At 71.7% G+C, this 19,417-nt stretch carries 13 protein-coding genes; 8 read left to right on the top strand and 5 right to left on the bottom strand.

Going from position 1 to position 19,417, the window contains the following annotated elements; all coding sequences use genetic code 11:
* Nucleotides 1-205 precede the first annotated feature (205 nt).
* Nucleotides 206-1,879 (bottom strand): hypothetical protein, encoded by a 1,674-nt coding sequence (locus tag IF54_RS0123860; protein ID WP_037820443.1) that lies wholly within the window; start codon nucleotides 1,877-1,879, stop codon nucleotides 206-208.
* A gap of 155 nt (nucleotides 1,880-2,034) precedes the next feature.
* Here IF54_RS0123860 and IF54_RS0123855 point away from each other — a divergent pair, with 155 nt between their 5' ends.
* Nucleotides 2,035-3,300 carry a cytochrome P450 gene (locus IF54_RS0123855; protein ID WP_030321993.1) on the top strand — a complete coding sequence of 422 codons (1,266 nt, stop codon included), beginning with the start codon at nucleotides 2,035-2,037 and terminating at the stop codon, nucleotides 3,298-3,300.
* 19 nt (nucleotides 3,301-3,319) lie between these two features.
* Here the strand turns inward: IF54_RS0123855 and IF54_RS0123850 are convergent, their stop codons facing one another.
* The 3 genes from IF54_RS0123850 to IF54_RS0123840 all read right to left on the bottom strand — a co-directional run bounded on the left by IF54_RS0123850 (nucleotide 3,320) and on the right by IF54_RS0123840 (nucleotide 6,506).
* Nucleotides 3,320-4,102, bottom strand: coding sequence for a hypothetical protein (locus IF54_RS0123850; protein ID WP_030321991.1), 783 nt, complete (start codon nucleotides 4,100-4,102; stop codon nucleotides 3,320-3,322).
* Nucleotides 4,099-5,358, bottom strand: a complete 1,260-nt coding sequence (locus IF54_RS0123845; protein WP_030321990.1) for a glycosyltransferase family 4 protein — start codon at nucleotides 5,356-5,358, stop codon at nucleotides 4,099-4,101. The genes IF54_RS0123850 and IF54_RS0123845 overlap by 4 nt, the downstream gene beginning before the upstream one ends.
* A 74-nt stretch (nucleotides 5,359-5,432) precedes the next feature.
* Complete coding sequence (locus tag IF54_RS0123840) at nucleotides 5,433-6,506, bottom strand: alkene reductase (protein WP_030321984.1); 1,074 nt, start codon at nucleotides 6,504-6,506, stop codon at nucleotides 5,433-5,435.
* Nucleotides 6,507-6,605: 99 nt separating this feature from the next.
* On the opposite strand from IF54_RS0123840, the gene IF54_RS0123835 reads away from it, so the two are divergent.
* From IF54_RS0123835 to IF54_RS0123805, 7 genes are all read left to right on the top strand, one after another.
* The gene (locus tag IF54_RS0123835) at nucleotides 6,606-6,974 is read left to right on the top strand and encodes a MerR family transcriptional regulator (protein WP_030321982.1); all 369 of its coding nucleotides are present in this window, start codon (nucleotides 6,606-6,608) and stop codon (nucleotides 6,972-6,974) included.
* A 187-nt stretch (nucleotides 6,975-7,161) separates the two neighbouring features.
* Nucleotides 7,162-8,358 carry a cysteine desulfurase-like protein gene (locus IF54_RS0123830; protein WP_030321980.1) on the top strand — a complete coding sequence of 399 codons (1,197 nt, stop codon included), beginning with the start codon at nucleotides 7,162-7,164 and terminating at the stop codon, nucleotides 8,356-8,358.
* A 14-nt stretch (nucleotides 8,359-8,372) separates the two neighbouring features.
* Entirely contained in the window at nucleotides 8,373-9,161 is a 789-nt protein-coding gene (locus IF54_RS0123825) for a DUF427 domain-containing protein (RefSeq protein WP_030321978.1), read from the top strand.
* Nucleotides 9,162-9,311: 150 nt separating this feature from the next.
* Complete coding sequence (locus IF54_RS0123820) at nucleotides 9,312-12,686, top strand: pyruvate carboxylase (RefSeq protein WP_030321976.1); 3,375 nt, start codon at nucleotides 9,312-9,314, stop codon at nucleotides 12,684-12,686.
* 111 nt (nucleotides 12,687-12,797) lie between these two features.
* Entirely contained in the window at nucleotides 12,798-15,482 is a 2,685-nt protein-coding gene (locus tag IF54_RS0123815; protein WP_030321974.1) for an MGH1-like glycoside hydrolase domain-containing protein, read from the top strand.
* Entirely contained in the window at nucleotides 15,479-16,924 is a 1,446-nt protein-coding gene (locus tag IF54_RS0123810) for an alpha-amylase (protein WP_030321972.1), read from the top strand. The genes IF54_RS0123815 and IF54_RS0123810 overlap by 4 nt, the downstream gene beginning before the upstream one ends.
* 35 nt (nucleotides 16,925-16,959) lie before the next feature.
* Nucleotides 16,960-18,513: an MFS transporter gene (locus tag IF54_RS0123805; RefSeq protein WP_199821238.1), complete on the top strand. Its 1,554-nt coding sequence runs from the start codon at nucleotides 16,960-16,962 to the stop codon at nucleotides 18,511-18,513.
* Here IF54_RS0123805 and IF54_RS0123800 read toward each other — a convergent pair.
* Nucleotides 18,482-19,252: a response regulator transcription factor gene (locus IF54_RS0123800; RefSeq protein ID WP_030321968.1), complete on the bottom strand. Its 771-nt coding sequence runs from the start codon at nucleotides 19,250-19,252 to the stop codon at nucleotides 18,482-18,484. The two genes, IF54_RS0123805 and IF54_RS0123800, sit on opposite strands and share 32 nt — an antisense overlap.
* Between the last annotated feature and the right edge of the window lie 165 nt (nucleotides 19,253-19,417).

Below are 19,417 nucleotides of genomic sequence, written 5' to 3'. Positions count from 1 at the left end.
GTGGGGGGGGGGGAGGGGGCGGTCAGGGGTGTGGGCGTGGGCACAGGAATGGGCAGGGTCGTGGGCGTTGGCATGGGCGTATGCATGGGCATGGGCATGGGCATGGGCATGGGCATGGGCATGGGGCATCACCTTTGGGGCGTGAGAAGAGAGGAGGGCGGGTGCGTCGGGGCGATCGGGTCGGAGTCCGCCGACCCGGGTGCGTTCAGCGCGGGGTCGCGCGGCGTGGACGGGTGCGGGGATCGCGGGGGCGGCGGCCGTTCGGGCGCGGGCGGTACCAGGCGGGGCCCGGTCCCGTCAGGCCCGTTCGGAACAGGCCGTAGGTGATCCGCTGCCGCGCGGCCGCCTCCAGCGCGTCCCGGAGCGGACCGGGACGCAGCAGCGCCTCGGGCCCGAGCAGCCCTTCCACCACGGCCAGGGCACCGGCGAGGTCCCCGTGCGCGAGACGTTCGCGCACGCCGTCGAGACAGTGCGGGCGGCGGTGCGCCTCGTCGATGGCCTGGAGGCAGGGGAGCGGCGTGCCGGTGAGCGCGACCAGCAGCTCCTCACGGCGGATCTCGTCCGCGTCGTGGTCCAGCGGGGCCAGTACCCCGTCGACCAGGCCGATCCGGTGGCGGGCACCCCGGCACTCGACGGTGTGCGGTCGCCCCGGCCGGTCGGGAACCGGCGGCGGACCGGTGGCCGCGTGTCCCGGGGCGAGGGCCCCCGCGACCAGGGGGTGCAGCCGACCGGCTTCGACCGCACCGGTGCGGAGCAGTTCGAGGTCGGGGAGGACCCAGGTCGCCGCGTCGGGCAGGACGGGGAGGAGGGGGAGGGGACCGTCGCACGGCACCGGAACCGCTCGGTGCGGACCCACCTCCCACACCAGCCGCTGCCGTCGCCCGCACCGCACCAACACCCGCCCGGCGGACCGCCCTTCGGCACCGAGCAGAATCCGGGCCTCGGCGGCCCAGCGGTCCACGGCACAGCCGTCGGGCAGCGGGGCGAGCAACGCGGCACCGGATGGAGAGGCTCGACCGCCGTCGAACCACCCACAGGACGGCTCTCCGGAACCGGGCCGCTGCTGTGGATCGCCGGGCGAGGCGCCCCGCCGGAACTCCCCGGCGGGGGACTGCCGCGGCGGATCCCCGAGTGCGGGCCACTGTCGCAGCTCACCGGTCCGGGCGCCCTGCGGGGACTCCCTGGCTGCGGACGGCCGCGGCGGATCCCCGGGTGCGGGCCACCGTCGTGGCTCACCAGGCGCGGACCACCGTCGTGGCTCGCCAGGCGCGGCCCGCTCCAGCGGCTCTCCGGCAGGGGGCAGCCCCGGAAACTCCCCACCCCCCGACCGCTCCAGCAGTGCCCCCGCCCCCGACCGCTCCCACAACTCCCCGACCCGGCCCGCATCCCACAGATGCCGGTGCAGATCCAGGCGGAAGCGTCGGTTCGGCCGGGGATGCGGGTGGCCTACGGCGTCGTCCGCGGAGCGGGACCACAGCGCGAGGCTGATCCGCTGACCGGAATCCGCCCACGCGGGCGCGGTCCTGGCCACGAGGTGTACGGGGCCGTCGGCGGCCTCGTACCGCGCCAGCGTCAGGGTCAGCCCGGGCCTCAGCAGCCCGTCCGGGGCGATCCTCGGCATGTGCCAGCGCAGCAGGTCGGGAGCCAGGGCCCGCAGATCGGCGCGGAGCCGGGACATGAGGTCCCGGCCGTGATCGCGGGCCACGGCACGGAGGGTGAGGTCGATGTCGAAGCCCGCGGCGGCACACGCCCCCGCCCAGTCGCCGGCGAGGCGCCGGGCGGTCGCGGTCTCGATCATGGAGGCCGGCACGGCGAACTCACGCACGCGCGGCCAGAAAGACGTACGGGAGGAGTCCTCGTTCGCGGTCCAAGGGAGCATCAGCACTCACCTTGCGCGGACGGGACCTCCGATCTCTGAGAGGTGTGAGTCGTCATCGCCGGGGAGCGTAACCCCGCGCGGCCGCTCCCCGCCAGGCATTTACCGCCCGGCCGTGGACGGGCGGGCGCCGATGCCCGGTTGCTAGCCTCGACAGCGTGATCGCATTCCCCCTCGGCGCCACGACCACGCCGGCCGAACTCGCCCGGGACCCGCACCCGCGCCTGGCCGAACTGCGGGCGCACGAACCGGTGTCCTGGCTGCCCGCGCTCAACGGCTGGCTGGTGACCCGCCGCGATCTCGCCCTCGACGTCATGCGGGACGCCGAGACCTTCACCGTCGACGACCCCCGCTTCACCACCGCGCAGGTCGTCGGACCGAGCATGCTCTCCCTCGACGGCGCCGAGCACACCCGCCACCGCGAGCCCTTCGCCGCGCCCTTCCGCCCGCGCGAAGTACGGGAAGGATTCGCGGAGTTCATCGAGGAGGAGACCGACCGCCTCCTCACCGCCCTCGAACCCCGCCGCGCCGCCGACCTCCGCAGGGACTTCGCCGGCCCGCTCGCCGTGACCGTGGTGACCAAGGCGCTCGGACTGGTGGGCGCCGACACCGGCACGGTTCTCTCCTGGTACGACGCCATCGTGCGGGCCGTGTCGGACCTTACGGCGGGCCACGCTGCGAACCCCGCGGGCCCCGAGGCGTACGCGCGCCTCCGGGCCGCGGTCGAGACCACCGTCGCGGAAGGCACCGAGGCGGAAGCGGAAGGCGCCGAGGCGGAAGCGGAAGGCGCCGCCGTCGCGGAAGCGCAAGGCACCGCCCTCGCACAAGCGGCCACCGACACGGAAGCGGACGTGCCCACCCCCTCGCTCCTCACCGCCGCCGCCGACCGCCTGACCCTGCCCGAAGTGGCCTCCAACGCCGCGGTGTTGATGTTCGGCGGCATAGAGACCACCGAGGCGATGATCACCAACGCCCTGCTGCACCTGCTCCAGCACCCTGACCAACTCGCCCTGGTCCGCGCCGACTCCGCCCTCCTGGACGGCGCGATCGAGGAGTCCCTGCGCCTGGAGCCCGGCGCGGCCGTCGTCGACCGCTATGCCACCCGCGACACCACCCTCGGCCGGGCGGCGATCCGCAAGGGCGACCTCGTCACCGTCTCCCTGGCCGGCGCCAACCGTGACCCCGCGGTCTTCCCGGACCCCGACCGCTTCGACGTGCGCCGCGACAACTCCCGTCTCCAGCTGGCCTTCGCGCACGGCCCGCACTACTGCCTCGCCGCCCATCTGGCCCGCCTGGAGACGCGGATCGCCCTACGGCACCTGCTCGACCGTTTCCCGGCTCTCCGCCTCGACCCGGACCGCCCCACCGCCCCGCAGGGCCTGGTCTTCCGCAAACCACCTGCCCTGCACGTGCGTTGGGGCTGAACCGCGTCTGCCAGGCGTCTCACCCGGCCCGCTTCACCTCCAGGGACAGGTCGTTGTCGACCGTGTAGTACGGCCGCACGACCGCGTCCCCGACCGTGACACCCGGGTAGACGAAGACCTCCTTGCGGTCCGCCACGTCGTCCAGCAGCCGGGCGAGCCGGATCGGCGCAGCCTCGGGAGCGGGCCGCAGGAACATGTCCCAGATGCCCGGGTCCAGGTCCAGCTTGTCGTCGACGGTGTGGGAGAAGGCGCGCCCGTCCGCCCGGACCAGGGGCTCCAGCGTGCGTGAGACGCCCTTGTCCCGGCGCAGCCGCAGCTCCACGCGGGCGCCCTCGGTGAGCGGGGAGCCGTGCAGCCGGGCAGCGATCGTCAGCGTCCGGTCCGTGACGTCGACGCGGCCGACCTCCGCGTGCGCGGGCCGCAGCCAGGTCCGCACCGCGAGGAAGCCGTCCTTGGTGGCATAGGGCACCCGCACGGCCAACGGCCCCTGCCGCTCCCGCAGTTGCCCGTCCACCAGGGCGCGCAGATCGCGCGGTCCCGGACGCAGCCGTGTCCGCTCGGAGCCCTGGAGCAGATACACGTCCCAGCGCCCCTCCGCAAGCACCGGATCGGCATCCAGCACGGCCTGCGCGCGCCCCTCGTCGGACGGGTCCACCTCCAGGTCGAGGACGTGCAGGCTCTCCTCCGGCTGCCCCTTCTTCGGACGCAGCCGCAACAGCAGCCGCAGGCCCCCGGCCCGGGACACCTCGAAGGTGATCCTGCCGTCCGCGTCGACCGCGCACCCCGCGCGTGGTGTGGTCATGACCGTCCCTTCCGTACGAGGCGCAGCGCGCCGCTCGCCGCGACCAGCGCGGTGTCCCTGGCGGCGGAGCCCCGGGCGGACAGGGCCGCGCCCTGGCCACCCCGCACCACCGGCCGTCCCGCCCGGCGTGCCGCGACCGCCTCCGCGATGAGCCCCTCGGCCTGCTCCACGACGGGCTCCGGAGCGAACCGCCGCGCGTTCTCCAGCGCGGCCCTGCTCATACGGCCGCGCAGCTCGTCGTCCCCGACCAGTTCCAGCAGGGCCGCGGCCAGCGCGTCCCGGTCCCCGACCGGCACCAGCCGCCCGTCGACGCCGTCCGCGATGATCTCGGCCGGCCCGTGGGGGCAGTCGGTGCTCACCACGGGCAGCCCGCAGCGCATCGCCTCGACGATGGTCATGCCGAAGGGCTCGAAGTCGGAGGTGGCCGCCCCGATCGAGCCCTTGACCCATTCGGCCTCCATGGGGGCCGCGGGCCCCATCAGGAAGACGTTGTTCCACAGCCTCAGGTCGGTGATCAGCCGACGCAGCCGGTCCTGTTCCTCTCCCTTGCCGTAGATGCGCAGCTGCCAGTCCGGATGCTTCGCGGCGACCGCGGCGAAGGCCTCCACGAGCAGGTCGTACCGCTTCAGCCCGACCAGTCGCCCGGCCGCGACGACCACCTTCGCGGAACCGTCCGCGGGCGGCAGCACCGGATCCGGCACGCTGTTCGGCAGCGCCTCCACCCGTACGCCGGGCAGCCGCATCCGGCGCCGGTAGGAGGCCGCGTCCGCCTCGGTCACCGTGGTGAGCACGTCGAGCCCGCGATAGGCCCGGCGCAGCGCGGTGCGCAGCCGGGGCGAGTGCTTGTCCAGGGTGAGGTGCTCCTGTCCCACCCGGGCGACATGGCCGGGCGCCTCGCGCGCGAGATGCACGTTGAGTCCGGGCCGGGTGCCGATCACCGCGTCCGCGTCGGTCGTGGCCAGGGCCTCGGCTATGCGCTGGTCCGTCAACTCGCTGTACTGGCCGTACCGGTACTCGGAGCGCGGGAACACCCGCGCCGGTCTCAGGTGCGAGGGGTGCTCCTTGTCCTCTCTGAGATCGACCAGGGGCCGCAGCGAAACCCGGGGATCCAGCATGAAGGTGGGGAGCTCCCGGTGCCGGAGCACCGAGATGATCTCCACGTCGTGCCGTCGGGCCAGGGTCTGGGCCAGATTGAACGTGGTGGTGATCGTGCCCCCGATCCCATAGGCGTTGTGCAGCAGGAAAGAGATCTTCATGCCGGGCTAGACCACGTCACATTGCCTCTGGTTGACCTTCGTTACCCTTTCGTGGTGCCCTCGCCGCCTGGGCGTCACGCCGTGTACTGGTATGCGGGATAAGTGAGATAGCCGTTGTCGCCGCCCTCGAAGTACGTGGCCTCGTCCGCGGGGGCGATCGGCAGCCCGGTGCGCAGCCGCTCGACCAGGTCCGGGTTGGCGATGAACGCCCGGCCGAAGCTGATGAGATCGGCGCCGAGCCCGAGCCAGTGGTCGGCCTCGCTGCGGCCGGTCTGCTTGGCGCCCAGCGGCAGCACCGGGTTCATGACGAGCGCCCCCGGCCACGCCCGGCGCAGGGCGGCGAGTGTCTCCTCGGGGGCCGTGGCCTCCAAGTGGACGTAGGCCAGTTCGAGTTGGGCCAGCTCCGACAGAAGCGCGGTGTACAGCTCAGGGACGTCCGTCTCCTCGACTCCCCAGAAGGTGCCGCCGGGTGAGAGCCGGATGCCGGTCCGGTGCGCGCCCACGGCGGCCACGGTCGCGGCGGCCGCCTCCATCGCGAACCGGATCCGTCCCGTCACCGAACCGCCGTAGCGGTCGGTGCGCAGATTGGCGTTGGTGGAGAGGAACTGCGAGATCAAGTAGCCGTTGGCGCCGTGCAGTTCCACTCCGTCGAACCCGGCGTCCACGGCACGGCGGGCGGCCTCGGCGTACGACTCGGCGTGCTCGGGCACCTCGTCCGTGCGCAGCTCCCGCGGCACCGGCGGGGTCTGTCGTCCCGTGGGGGTGAACAGCTCTCCGGTGGCCGGGACGGCCGAGGGGCCGACGGGCCGCAGTCCGGTGGTGTCCGGGTGCGAGACCCGCCCGCCGTGCATGATCTGGGCGAAGATCCGGCCCCCGTTGGTGTGCACGGCCTCCGTCACCTGCCGCCACGAGGCGACCTGCTCGTCGGTGTGCAGCCCCGGAGTGCCCGGATTGGACTGCCCGATCAGGCTCGGCTGCACGCCCTCGCTGACGATCAGGCCGGCGGACGCCCGCTGGGCGTAGTAGCGCGCCATGGAAGGCGTCGCCAGACCGCCCTCGGCGGCCCGCACCCGCGACATCGGGGCCATGACCACCCGGTTGGGCAGCCGCAGACCGCCGAGCTCGAATCCGGTGAAAAGCGTCGTCACGTCATGTCTCCTTCATGATCCGTCGTCCCCGTGTCCGGGCACGCGGTTACGCTAAAACCTGACGTCGACGTGAGGGTCAAGTCCTTCCTGGAGGAACGCATGCGCATCGGGGAGTTGGCGGCGCGGGCCGGGGTCAGTGTCCGGGCCCTGCGCTACTACGAGGAGCAGGGACTGCTCGCCAGCACGCGCAGCACGAGCGGGCAACGGCACTACACGGAGCACGCGGTCGAGCGTGTCTTCTTCCTCCAGCGCATGTACGCCGCCGGACTGTCCAGCCGCACGATCATGGAACTGCTGCCGTGCGTCGACTCGCCCAGCGAGGAGACGTCCGACGCGGCGCTGGAGCGGATGGCCGAGGAACGCGACCGCCTCACCGAGCACATAGCCGAACTGATCCGCACCCGCGACGCCCTGGACACCCTGATGGCCACGAACAGGGCCCACCGGGAGAGGCTGCGGGCGGGGTGACGGGCGTGAGACCAGGCCCGTCGCGGAGGGCGTGACAAGCTGAGATCACCGTGAGTCACCACGGATGCACGACACGCTGAGACCACTCCGGGTCCCCGAGGATGCGAGACACACGGAGACCATCATGCGTCGACCCGGACGCGTGACACGCTGGGAGTGACGGAACCGGTCGGATCAAGGAGCCCACGTGACGTACGACATCGCCGCCCTCCGCTCCCACTTCCCGGCCCTGGCCGCCGGGACCGCCCACTTCGACGGCCCCGGCGGCACCCAGACCCCGACGCCCGTCATCCGGGCCATCGCGGACGCGCTGGCGCAGCCCCTGTCGAACCGGGGGCGCATCACGCTGGGGGAGCGCAACGCCGAGGCCATCGTCACCGGGGCCCGGCGGGCCATGGCGGACCTCCTCGGCGCGGACCCGTCGGGGATCGTCTTCGGCCGCAGTGCCACCCAGCTGACCTACGAGTTCTCGCGCACCCTCGCCAAGACGTGGTCGCCCGGCGACGAGGTCGTCGTCACCCGGCTCGACCACGACGCCAACATCCGGCCGTGGACACAGTCGGGTGCCGCCGTCCGCTGGGCCGAATTCGACCCCGAGACCGGGGAGTTGACGGTCGACGCGATCCGGGCCGTACTGTCCGGTCGCACCCGGCTCGTCGCCGTCACCGCAGCCTCCAACCTGATCGGCACGCGCCCCGACATCCCCGCCATCGCACAGGCGGTGCACGAGGCAGGCGCACTCCTCTTCGTCGACGGCGTCCACCACACCGCCCACTCTCTCGTGGACCTGGAGGAGTCGGGCGCCGACTTCCACGTCTGCTCCCCGTACAAGTTCCTCGGCCCCCACCACGGAGTCCTCGCCGCCCGCCCGGAGTTGCTGGAGACCCTGCGCCCGGACAAGCTGCTGCCCTCCACCGACGCCGTCCCCGAGCGCTTCGAACTGGGCACGCTGCCCTATGAGTTCCTCGCCGGGACGACAGCCGCGGTCGACTTCCTCGCCGACCGGCTGGACCCGGACGCCACCGGCACCCGCCGCGAGCGGCTGGCCGCCGGGTACGCGGCACTCGAAGCCCACGAACACGTCCTGCGCACCCGGATCGACAAGGGGCTGGCCGCGCTCGACGGGATCACCGTCCACTCCAGGGCCGCCGACCGCACCCCCACCCTGCTCCTGACCTTCGACCACCACGACACGGCCGACGCCTACGGCTTCCTCGCCGAGCGCGGTGTCCAGGCCCCCGTCGGCTCGTTCTACGCCGTCGAGGCCTCCCGTCACCTCGGCCTCGGCGACACCGGCGGCCTGCGCGTCGGCCTCGCCCCCTACAACGACACGGAGGACGTCGACCGGCTCCTGACCGGGCTGACCGACTTCCTGAAGAGGTGAAGGGAGAACCACCCATGACCACCTTCCCCACGGCACGCAACGTACGGACCACACCGGAAGGCCTGCTCTGGGAGCCCAGCGAGCGCTGGGTGCGCGGCCGCAAGGGGGACGTCACGGTCGTCGACAGCCGGCGTCCCGTCCTCGTCTGGGAACCCGACGTCCCCGTCCCGCTGTACGCCTTCCCGCGCGCCGACGTCCGAGAGGACCTGCTGCGGCCCGCGAAGAACCCGCGGACCGGGAGCCACACCGGATCACAGCTCTTCTACGACCTCGAAGTCGAAGGCGAGATCGTGGAGAACGCCGCCTGGACCTTCCCCGCCGCCGACCTCGCCGACCACATCGCCTTCGCCTGGTTCCGCCGCTGGGGGACCGGCCTCGACCACTGGTACGAGGAGGAGGAAGAGATCTTCGTCCACCCCCGTGACCCGCACAAACGCGTCGACGCCATGCCCAGCAGCCGCCATGTCCGGGTGGAGATCGACGGCACGGTCGTCGCCGACACCCGCCGGCCCGTGCTCCTCTTCGAGACCGGCCTGCCCACGCGCTACTACATCCCGCGCGAGGACGTCCGCCTCGAACTGCTCGAAGCCACCGACCACCACAGCCGGTGCCCCTACAAGGGCACCGCCGAGTACTGGTCCACCGGCGGCCACGCCGACATCGTCTGGAGCTACCCGGACCCGCTCCCCGCCGTCGGAGTGATCAAGGGACTGCTCGCCTTCTACAACGAGGCCGTCGACATCACCGTGGACGGGGAGCGCCAGGAGCGGCCGGTGACCCCCTTCACCGGCACCGTGAAGTGACCGCGACCCGGTGAGCCGCTGCCGTGCGGCCCGGCCGTACCTGCGCGGATCCTCCCCAAACACCCCGCGACACGTGACCTGACTCTCATGGCCACCGGCGGTCTTTGCCGACACCATGGGGGCGTCACCGGCAGGCCGAAGGGATCGGGAATGCTCCGCAAGGTACTGGTCGCCAACCGTGGTGAGATCGCGATCCGCGCGTTCCGCGCGGGTTACGAGGTGGGTGCGAGGACGGTCGCCGTCTTCCCCCACGAGGACCGCAACTCACTGCACCGACTCAAAGCCGACGAGGCCTACGAGATCGGCGAACCGGGCCATCCCGTGCGGGCCTACCTCTCGGTCGAGGAGATCATCCGCGCCGCCCGCCAGGCCGGAGCCGACGCCGTCTACCCCGGCTACGGCTTCCTCTCCGAGAACCCCGAGCTCGCGCGGGCCTGCGAGGAGGCCGGCATCACCTTCGTCGGCCCCAGCGCCGACATCCTCGAACTGACCGGCAACAAGGCCCGCGCGGTCGCCGCCGCCCGCGCCGCGGGGGTGCCGGTCCTGGGCTCCTCGGCGCCCTCGGACGACGTGGACGAGCTGGTCCGGGCCGCCGACGACATCGGCTTCCCCGTCTTCGTGAAGGCCGTCGCGGGCGGTGGCGGACGCGGTATGCGCCGCGTCGAGGACCCCGCCCAGCTGCGGGAGTCCATCGAGGCGGCCGCCCGCGAGGCCGCGTCCGCCTTCGGCGACTCGACCGTCTTCCTGGAGAAGGCCGTCGTCGAGCCCCGCCACATCGAGGTGCAGATCCTCGCCGACGGCCAGGGCAACGTCATCCACCTCTACGAGCGCGACTGCTCGGTCCAGCGCCGCCACCAGAAGGTCATCGAGCTGGCCCCCGCGCCCAACCTCGACCCGGATCTGCGCGACCGCATCTGCGCCGACGCCGTCCGCTTCGCCCGCGAGATCGGCTACCGCAACGCGGGCACCGTCGAGTTCCTCCTCGACCGCGACGGCAACCACGTCTTCATCGAGATGAACCCGCGCATCCAGGTCGAGCACACGGTCACCGAGGAGGTCACCGACGTCGACCTCGTCCAGGCCCAGCTCCGGATCGCGGCCGGCGCCACCCTCGCCGATCTCGGCCTCTCCCAGGAGACGGTCCGGCTGCACGGCGCCGCCCTCCAGTGCCGTATCACCACCGAGGACCCCGCCAACGGCTTCCGCCCCGACACCGGCCGGATCAGCGCCTACCGCTCGCCCGGCGGCTCCGGCATCCGGCTCGACGGCGGAACGACCCACGCCGGTACGGAGATCAGCGCCCACTTCGACTCCATGCTGGTCAAACTCTCCTGCCGGGGCCGCGACTTCACCACCGCGGTCAACCGGGCCCGGCGTGCCGTCGCCGAGTTCCGCATCCGCGGGGTGGCCACCAACATCCCCTTCCTGCAAGCGGTGCTGGACGACCCCGACTTCCAGGCGGGCAACGTCACCACGTCGTTCATCGAGCAGCGCCCGCACCTGCTGACGGCCCGTCACTCCGCCGACCGCGGCACCAAGTTGCTCACCTACCTCGCCGACGTGACGGTCAACAAGCCGCACGGCGAGCGGCCCGAGCTGATCGACCCCGTCTCCAAGCTGCCCAGGACCCCGGACATCGAGCCGCCCGCGGGCTCCAAGCAGAAGCTCACCGAACTCGGCCCCGAGGGCTTCGCCCGCTGGCTGCGCGAGTCCCCGACCATCGGCGTCACCGACACCACCTTCCGCGACGCCCACCAGTCCCTGCTCGCCACCCGCGTGCGCACCAAGGACATGCTCGCCGTCGCCCCGGCCGTCGCCCGCACCCTGCCCCAGCTGCTCTCCCTGGAATGCTGGGGCGGCGCCACCTACGACGTGGCGCTGCGCTTCCTCGCCGAGGACCCCTGGGAGCGGCTCGCGGCCCTGCGCGAGGCCGTTCCCAACATCTGCCTCCAGATGCTGCTGCGCGGCCGCAACACCGTCGGCTACACCCCGTACCCGACCGAGGTGACCGACGCCTTCGTGCAGGAGGCCGCCGAGACCGGCATCGACATCTTCCGCATCTTCGACGCCCTCAACGACGTCAGCCAGATGCGTCCCGCCATCGAGGCCGTCCGCGCCACCGGCACCTCGATCGCCGAGGTCGCCCTCTGCTACACCTCGGACCTGTCCGACCCGAACGAGCGCCTCTACACCCTCGACTACTACCTGCGCCTCGCCGAGCAGATCGTCGACGCGGGCGCCCACGTCCTGGCCGTCAAGGACATGGCAGGCCTGCTGCGCGCCCCCGCCGCGGCGAAGCTGGTGTCGGCGCTGCGCCGCGAGTTCGACCTGCCGGTGCACATCCACACCCACGACACCGCGGGCGGCCAGCTCGCCACCTACCTGGCCGCGGTCCAGGCGGGCGCCGACGCCGTGGACGGGGCCGTCGCCTCCATGGCCGGCACCACCTCGCAGCCCTCCCTGTCGGCCATCGTGGCCGCGACCGACCACTCCGACCGGCCCACCGGCCTGGACCTGCGCGCGGTCGGCGACATGGAGCCGTACTGGGAGAGCGTCCGCCGCGTCTACGCCCCCTTCGAGGCGGGCCTTGCCTCCCCGACCGGGCGCGTCTACGACCACGAGATCCCCGGCGGCCAGCTCTCCAACCTGCGCACCCAGGCCGTCGCCCTCGGCCTCGGCGACCGCTTCGAGGACATCGAGGCGATGTACGCGGCCGCGGACCGGCTCCTGGGCCACCTGGTGAAGGTCACCCCGTCCTCCAAGGTGGTCGGCGACCTCGCCCTGCACCTCGTCGGCGCCGGGGTCGACCCCAAGGAGTTCGAGGAGACCCCGGACCGCTTCGACATCCCCGACTCCGTCATCGGCTTCCTGCGCGGCGAGCTCGGCACCCCGCCCGGCGGCTGGCCCGAGCCCTTCCGCACCAAGGCCCTCCAGGGCCGCGCCGACGCCAAGCCCGTCCAGGAACTGACCGCCGAGGACCGCGAGGGCCTGGAGAAGGACCGCCGCTCGACCCTCAACCGGCTCCTGTTCCCCGCCCCGACCCGCGAGTTCGAGACCCACCGCCAGTCCTACGGCGACACCAGCCTCCTGGAGAGCAAGGACTTCTTCTACGGCCTGCGCCCGGGCAAGGAGTACGCCGTCGACCTCGAGCCCGGCGTCCGCCTCCTCATCGCCCTGGAGGCCGTCGGCGAGGCCGACGAGCGGGGCATGCGCACGGTGATGTCCACGCTCAACGGCCAGCTGCGGCCCATCCAGATCCGTGACGTCGCCGCCTCCTCGGACATCCCGACCACCGAGAAGGCCGACCGCTCCAACGCCGGCCATGTCGCCGCCCCCTTCGCCGGCGTGGTCACCCTCGTGGTCTCCGAGGGCGACGAGGTGGCGGCCGGGGCGACCGTGGCCACCATCGAGGCCATGAAGATGGAGGCCACGATCACCGCGTCGAAGGCCGGACGCGTGTCCCGGCTCGCGATCAACAAGGTGCAGCAGGTGGAAGGCGGTGACCTGCTGGTCGAGATCGGCTGACACCGTCGGCCGGAACGGTGACACCCGCTTCCGTACAGCTCACCACCATTGCGGTCCGCTCCTTCGGGGCCAAGTCTGGTCACATGTCCCGGGCGGCGAGAGGACCGGCGGATGACGAACGGAAGCGGCACACCGGACGCCGAGCGTCGGCGACTTTCCGAGGCGGACACGGGCACCGTCCCCTGGCGACGCTGGGGGCCCTACCTGAGCGAACGACAGTGGGGCACCGTCCGCGAGGACTACAGCGCGGGCGGCGACGCCTGGTCGTACTTCACCCACGACCAGGCCCGCTCCCGCGCCTACCGCTGGGGCGAGGACGGCATCGCCGGGGTCAGCGACGACAAACAGCGGCTGTGCTTCGCGCTCGCCCTGTGGAACGGCCGCGACCCCCTCCTCAAGGAGCGGATGTTCGGCCTGACCAACGCGGAGGGCAACCACGGCGAGGACGTCAAGGAGTACTGGTTCCACCTCGACAACACACCCACCCACTCGTCGATGAAGTACCTGTACAAGTACCCGCAGGGCGAGTTCCCCTACGGCGACCTCGTCACCGGCAACCGGGCGCGCGGCCGCGAGGACGCCGAGTACGAACTCCTCGACACCGGGGTCTTCGACGAGAACCGCTACTTCGACGTCTTCGTCGAGTACGCCAAAGCCGGACCGGACGACCTCCTGATCGAGATCACCGCCCACAACAGGGGCCCCGACGAGGCCGTGCTGCACCTCCTGCCGACCCTGTGGTTCCGGCACACCTGGTCCTGGGCGGGCGGCACGGCGGTGCCGGGACTGAGCGCCGTCGAGGGGGCGATCCGCGCCGACCACGAGGAACTCGGGGTGCGATGGCTGTACCACCAGGGCGGCGAGACGCTCTTCACCGACAACGAGACCGACAACGAGCGCGTCTTCGGCAGCCCGAACACCACCCCGTACGTGAAGAACGGCATCGACCGGTACGTCGTCCACGGCGCGACGGACGCCGTCAACCCCGCCCGCACCGGCACCAAGGCCACCGTCCACCACGTGCTGACGATCCCCGCCGGAGACAGCGCCCGGATCCGCCTGCGCCTGACGGACACCGAACTCCCGGACCCCTGGGGCGGTTTCGACGACGTCCTCGGCCTGCGTCGCACCGAGGCCGACACCTTCTACGCCGGCGTCATCCCGCCCGCCACGGGGGAGGAGGAGCGGCGGCTCGTCCGCCAGGCCCTCGCCGGGATGCTGTGGAGCAAGCAGTACTACTACCTCGACGTCGAGCGCTGGCTCGCCGAGCACGGCGTGGACCCGCTCGCCGCCGACCCGCGGATCCGCAACAGCTCCTGGTACCACATGGTCAACGACGAGATCATGTCGATGCCGGACACCTGGGAGTACCCCTGGTTCGCCGCCTGGGACCTCGCCTTCCACACCCTCGCCCTGTCCATGGTCGACATCGGCTTCGCCAAGTCCCAGCTCGACCTGCTGCTGCGCCGCCTCTACCTCCACCCCAACGGCCAGATCCCCGCGTACGAATGGAACTTCGGAGACGTCAACCCGCCCGTGCACGCCTGGGCGGTCCTGTTCGTCTACGAACTGGAGAAGCACCGCACCGGCCACGGCGACCGCGCCTTCCTGGAGAACGCCTTCCAGAAGCTGACGAAGAACTTCACCTGGTGGCTCAACCGCAAGGACCCCGACGGCAACAACGTCTTCCAGGGCGGCTTCCTCGGCCTCGACAACATCGGCGTCTTCGACCGCAGCGCGCCGCTGCCCACCGGCGGCCGCCTCGACCAGGCCGACGGCACCGCGTGGATGGCCCTGTACTGCCAGAACCTCCTCGACATCGCCGTCGAACTCGCCGTGGACAACCCGGTCTACGTCGAGCAGGCACAGATGCTCTTCGAGCACTTCGCGTGGATCGCCGTCGCCCTGAACCGCATCGGCCAGGACAACACCAGCCTGTGGGACGAGGAGGACGGCTTCTTCTACGACGTCCTGCGGCTGCCTGACGGCAGTGCCACCCGTCTGAAGGTGCGGTCCCTGGTCGGCCTGATCCCGCTCGCGGCGACCAGCCTCGTCGGCGGCCGGGCAAACCGGGCGTTCCCCGAACTCGTCGAGGGAGCACAGGACTTCATCCGACGACACCCGGCCGTCGAGGCCTTCGTCGCCCAGCAGGCAGCCGACCACCCCGACACCGACGGCCGCTACCTCTTCGCGCTGTTCGGCGAGGACCGGCTGCGCCGCGTCCTGGCCCGCATGCTCGACGAGGACGAGTTCCTCGGCCCGCACGGCATCCGGTCCCTGTCCAGGTACCACGCGAAACACCCGTACACCTTCGACGTGCACGGGCAGACCTACGGCGTCGGCTATCTGCCCGCCGAGTCCGACTCCGGGATGTTCGGCGGCAATTCCAACTGGCGCGGCCCGGTGTGGTTCCCGATGAACATCCTCCTCATCCGGGCACTGCTGAACCTCCACGCCCACCACGGCCCCGGCTTCACCGTGGAGTGCCCGACCGGCTCCGGACGGCGGCTCAACCTGTACGAGGTCGCCCGCGAGATCTCCGACCGGCTCACCGCCACCTTCCTGCCCGACACCGACGGCCACCGGCCGGTGCACGGCGGTCGGCCGGTGTTCGCCGAGGACCCGCACTGGAAGGACCTGGTCCTCTTCTACGAGTACTTCCACGGCGACAACGGCACGGGCCTCGGCGCCAGTCACCAGACGGGCTGGACGGGCCTGGTGGCGGCCACCGCGACCCTCTTCCACGCCATCAGCGAGGAGGACTGGCAACGGGGCGGACGGGAGTCGCTGTCATGACGGTCGTCCTAGAGATCAACACCCTGGTGTGGCTCGGCGAGTTGAGCCGCCGGTACGGGCGTGACATCACGCTCGGGGAGGTACCGGAGGAGGTCTGGGACTCCCTGGTGCTTCCCGGTGCCGACACGGTGTGGCTGATGGGCGTGTGGGAGCGCAGCCCGGCGGGACTGCGGATCGCGTTGCAGGACGAGGGGCTGACGGCCTCCTTCCGCGACGCCCTCCCCGATGTCACCGAGGCGGACATCGCCGGATCGCCGTACTGCGTACGGAACTACGTCGTCGATCCGGTGCTGGGCGGCCCCGAGGGCCTCGCCGCCGCCCGTGCGCAACTGGCCACCCGTGGAATGGGGTTGCTCCTCGACTACGTGCCCAACCACATCGCTCCCGACCATCCCTGGCTCACCGAACGCCCCGACTGCCTGATCCGGGGCAGCGCGGAGGATCTCGCCCGCGACCCGGGAGCTTTCATCGAGACCGGCGGCGGGATCTGTGCCCGCGGTCGCGACCCCTACTTCCCGCCGTGGCCGGACGTGGTCCAACTGAACGCCTTCGGCGAGGAGTTGCGGACAGCGACCGTCGAGACCCTGGCGTCCATCGCCGACCAGGCCGACGGCGTGCGCTGCGACATGGCGATGCTGCTGATGAACGACGTCTTCGCCAGGACCTGGGGCGACCGCGCGGGCACGCCACCGGCCGAGGACTTCTGGCCGTACGTCATCCCCCGGGTACGAGAGCGCCACCCCCGGTTCCTGTTCGTGGCCGAGGCCTACTGGGACCTCGAAGGGACCCTCCAGCAGCAGGGCTTCGACCACTGCTACGACAAGCGCCTCTACGACCGCCTCCTGCACCAGGACGCCGACTCCGTCCGGGCCCACCTCGACGCCGACCTCACCTATCAGCGCGGTCTCGTCCGCTTCCTGGAGAACCACGACGAACCACGGGTCGCCGCGGTGGTCCCAGGGGACCGGGAACGCGCGGCCGCCGTGGCCGTCGCCACGCTGCCCGGCGCCACGCTCTGGCACGAGGGCCAGTTCGAGGGCCGCAAGGTGCGGCCACCGGTGTTCCTGAGCCGCAGACCGCAGGAAACCGTCGACGAACCCCTGCGCGCGTTCTACGGCCGTCTGCTGACCGCCGCCGCCGCCGTGCGCCGGGGCGAGTGGCGGCTCGTGACCCCCGTGGGCTGGCCCGACAACGACACCCACGGCCGGCTCCTCGCCTGGACCTGGACCCACACCGACGCCCGCCACCTGGTCGTGGTCAACGACTCCGACGGACCCGCCCAGGCCCGGCTGCCCCTTCCGTGGGACGACCTGCGCGGACGGGCACACCGCCTGACCGACCTGCTCGACGGGGTGGTGTACGACCGTGACGGAGACGAACTGAACGACTCCGGACTGTTCGTGTCGTTGCCGGCCTGGGGGTGCCACGTCCTCGAGTGGTGAGGGCCACAGCACGGGCGTACGGTCGTACGGAGACCATGAGCAGCGACCCGCAGGCCAGTTCTGCACCACGGACCACCCCACCGGACTCCGGCGGCGGTGGCAACGTCATTGCGCTGCTGGTCATCGCGTCCTGCCAGCTGATGGTGGTCCTCGACATCACCATCGTGAACATCGCGCTCCCGGACATCCAGCGCTCCCTGGACTTCTCCACGACGAGCCTGGCCTGGGTGGTCAACGCGTACACCCTCACCTTCGGCGGACTGCTGCTGCTCGGCGGCCGGGCCGGCGACATCCTCGGCAGACGGCGGGTGTTCATCTTCGGCGTGCTGCTGTTCGTGCTCGCCTCCCTGCTCGGCGGACTCGCCCAGAACGAGGGCCAACTCCTCTCCGCACGTGCCCTCCAGGGCGTCGGCGGCGCCATCGCCTCCCCGACCTCGCTCGCGCTGATCAGCACGACCTTCCGTGAAGGCCCCGAGCGCAACCGGGCGTTCGGCGTCTTCGCCGCGGTCTCCGCGGGCGGCGGCGCGATCGGACTGCTGGCCGGAGGGGTCCTCGTCGAGTGGCTGAACTGGCGGTGGGTGCTCTTCGTCAACGTGCCCATCGGACTGCTCATCGCGCTCGCCACGCCCCGCTGGATCCGCGAGTCCGAACGCCACCCCGGCAACTTCGACATCATCGGCGCGCTCACCGCCACCGCCGGGATGGTGCTGCTGGTGTACGGCTTCATCCGGGCCGCGCAGGAAGGCTGGCGGGACACCCTCACCCTGTGCTCGTTCGCCGCGGCGGTCGTCCTGCTCGTCGCGTTCGTGATGATCGAGAAGCGTTCCCGGCAGCCCATCACCCCGCTGCACATGTTCGCCGACCGCAACCGCGCGGGCACCTACGGCATCATGCTGTGCCTCGCGGCGGCGATCTTCGGCATGTTCTTCTTCCTGACGCTGTTCGTGCAGAACGTCCTCGACTTCAGCCCGCTGGCCACGGGGTTCGCGTTCCTGCCGGTCAGCGCGGTCATCGCGGTCGGCGCCGGACTGGCCTCCCGGTTCCTCCCCATCTACGGTCCCAAGCCGTTCATGGTGGGCGGAGCCATCCTGGCCGCGATCGGGCTCGGCTGGCTGACCCTCACCGACGTCCACTCCACCTACGCGGGGAGCGTCCTCGGACCGATGCTCGTCTTCAGCCTCGGCATGGGCATGGAGTTCGTCTCGCTGACCCTGATGGCACTCTCCAACGTCCCCACCGAGGAGACCGGCGCGGCCTCCGGACTCCTCAACGCCACCCAGCAGGTGGGCGGTTCACTGGGTCTGTCCATCCTGGTCACGATGTTCGGCACGGCCAGCACCAACGAGGCGGAGAAGCAGATCCCCCGCTTCCTCTCCCAGGCCACCCCGGCCGAGCACCGGATCTTCGAACGCACCGGGCAACTACCGGGATCGTGGGGCGACGAGGTCCTCACCGCGGGCGCCTCGGCCGCCTTCGTCATGGCCGCCATCTTCACCGTGCTCGCCGCGCTCATCGCGATCGTGGTCATCCAGGTCCGCCCCTCCGACCTGGAACGCCTCAAGGGCGGGCCGCCGCTGCCGCAGGGATGAGCCCCAGCCGCTGCGCGTGCAGGACCGTGCTGACGCGGTCGTGGGTGCCGAGCTTGCGGTAGATGTTCGCGATGTGCTTGTGGACCGTACGCTCCGATATCCCGAGCCTGCGGCCTATCGACAGGGCGGTCAGCGCGTCGCCGAGCAGGACCAGCACGGTCGACTCCCGGGGTGTGAGCGCCAGGTCCGCGGCCTGCCCGGACGACGCGTCGAGCCGCCGCAGGAGCTGCCGCTGCTGCTCGACGGCGGCGAGCAGCGGCTGCAACTGCTCGGCCAGCCGCAGCTCGTCGTCGCTGAAGTCCCGGCCCGAGCGGTAGACCAGGCACCCGGTGATCGGGGTGGTCGAGCCGGGCAGAGGGATCCCCAGCACGTGGTCCACGTCGAGGAGATCGTCCAGCAGACGCGCGGTCGGGCTCCCCGGCCAGGCACGGCCGGCCACCCGGCCTGCGGTCACCGGGGCCCGGTCCGCCCGGCTCGCGTAGTGCGCCGCCAGGGGGTAGCCCGCGCGCAGCAGGACCGTCTCCTCGTCCCCGATCACGGTGAACTCTGCGGTGGCGGCGGGGGACAGACCGAGGGTGCCCTCGCTCTCGTTCCAGTCGTCCAGCTTGTAGATCAGGGCGTCGCCACCGCACAGGGCCGGCAGATCCGCGGCCAGCAGCGGCCAGAGCTGCTCCGGGTCGCGTTCGTGGAGCGCGGCCACGGCGACCGACAGCACCCGCTCATACGCAGTTGTACCCATACCGGCCCCGTACCTCGCTGACCCACACTTCATCCCGACAACATCGATGTTGTCGGCATGACTCCAGCACATCGACGCTACGGCGCCGCAGCGGGGGAGACCGGGCACGGGTGGGGATGCCTGAGTCTCTCCTTTTTCGTGCGGGCCGCCGGCACGGGGGACCGG

Origin of the sequence: Streptomyces sp. NRRL B-3229 (assembly GCF_000719505.1) — a bacterium.
Lineage (GTDB): Bacteria > Actinomycetota > Actinomycetes > Streptomycetales > Streptomycetaceae > Streptomyces > Streptomyces griseorubiginosus.
Note: the sequence above shows the minus strand (reverse complement) of the source record. Positions and strands in the feature narration are given on the sequence as shown.

Bases quoted from the DNA above. Each gene is read 5' to 3' on its own strand.
- IF54_RS0123860 (WP_037820443.1), bottom strand. From the start codon at position 1,879: ATGCTCCCTTGGACCGCGAACGAGGACTCCTCCCGTACGTCTTTCTGG.
- IF54_RS0123850 (WP_030321991.1), bottom strand. From the start codon at position 4,102: ATGACCACACCACGCGCGGGGTGCGCGGTCGACGCGGACGGCAGGATC.
- IF54_RS0123845 (WP_030321990.1), bottom strand. From the start codon at position 5,358: ATGAAGATCTCTTTCCTGCTGCACAACGCCTATGGGATCGGGGGCACG.
- IF54_RS0123835 (WP_030321982.1), top strand. From the start codon at position 6,606: ATGCGCATCGGGGAGTTGGCGGCGCGGGCCGGGGTCAGTGTCCGGGCC.
- IF54_RS0123825 (WP_030321978.1), top strand. From the start codon at position 8,373: ATGACCACCTTCCCCACGGCACGCAACGTACGGACCACACCGGAAGGC.
- IF54_RS0123820 (WP_030321976.1), top strand. From the start codon at position 9,312: ATGCTCCGCAAGGTACTGGTCGCCAACCGTGGTGAGATCGCGATCCGC.
- IF54_RS0123815 (WP_030321974.1), top strand. From the start codon at position 12,798: ATGACGAACGGAAGCGGCACACCGGACGCCGAGCGTCGGCGACTTTCC.
- IF54_RS0123810 (WP_030321972.1), top strand. From the start codon at position 15,479: ATGACGGTCGTCCTAGAGATCAACACCCTGGTGTGGCTCGGCGAGTTG.
- IF54_RS0123805 (WP_199821238.1), top strand. From the start codon at position 16,960: ATGAGCAGCGACCCGCAGGCCAGTTCTGCACCACGGACCACCCCACCG.
- IF54_RS0123800 (WP_030321968.1), bottom strand. From the start codon at position 19,252: ATGGGTACAACTGCGTATGAGCGGGTGCTGTCGGTCGCCGTGGCCGCG.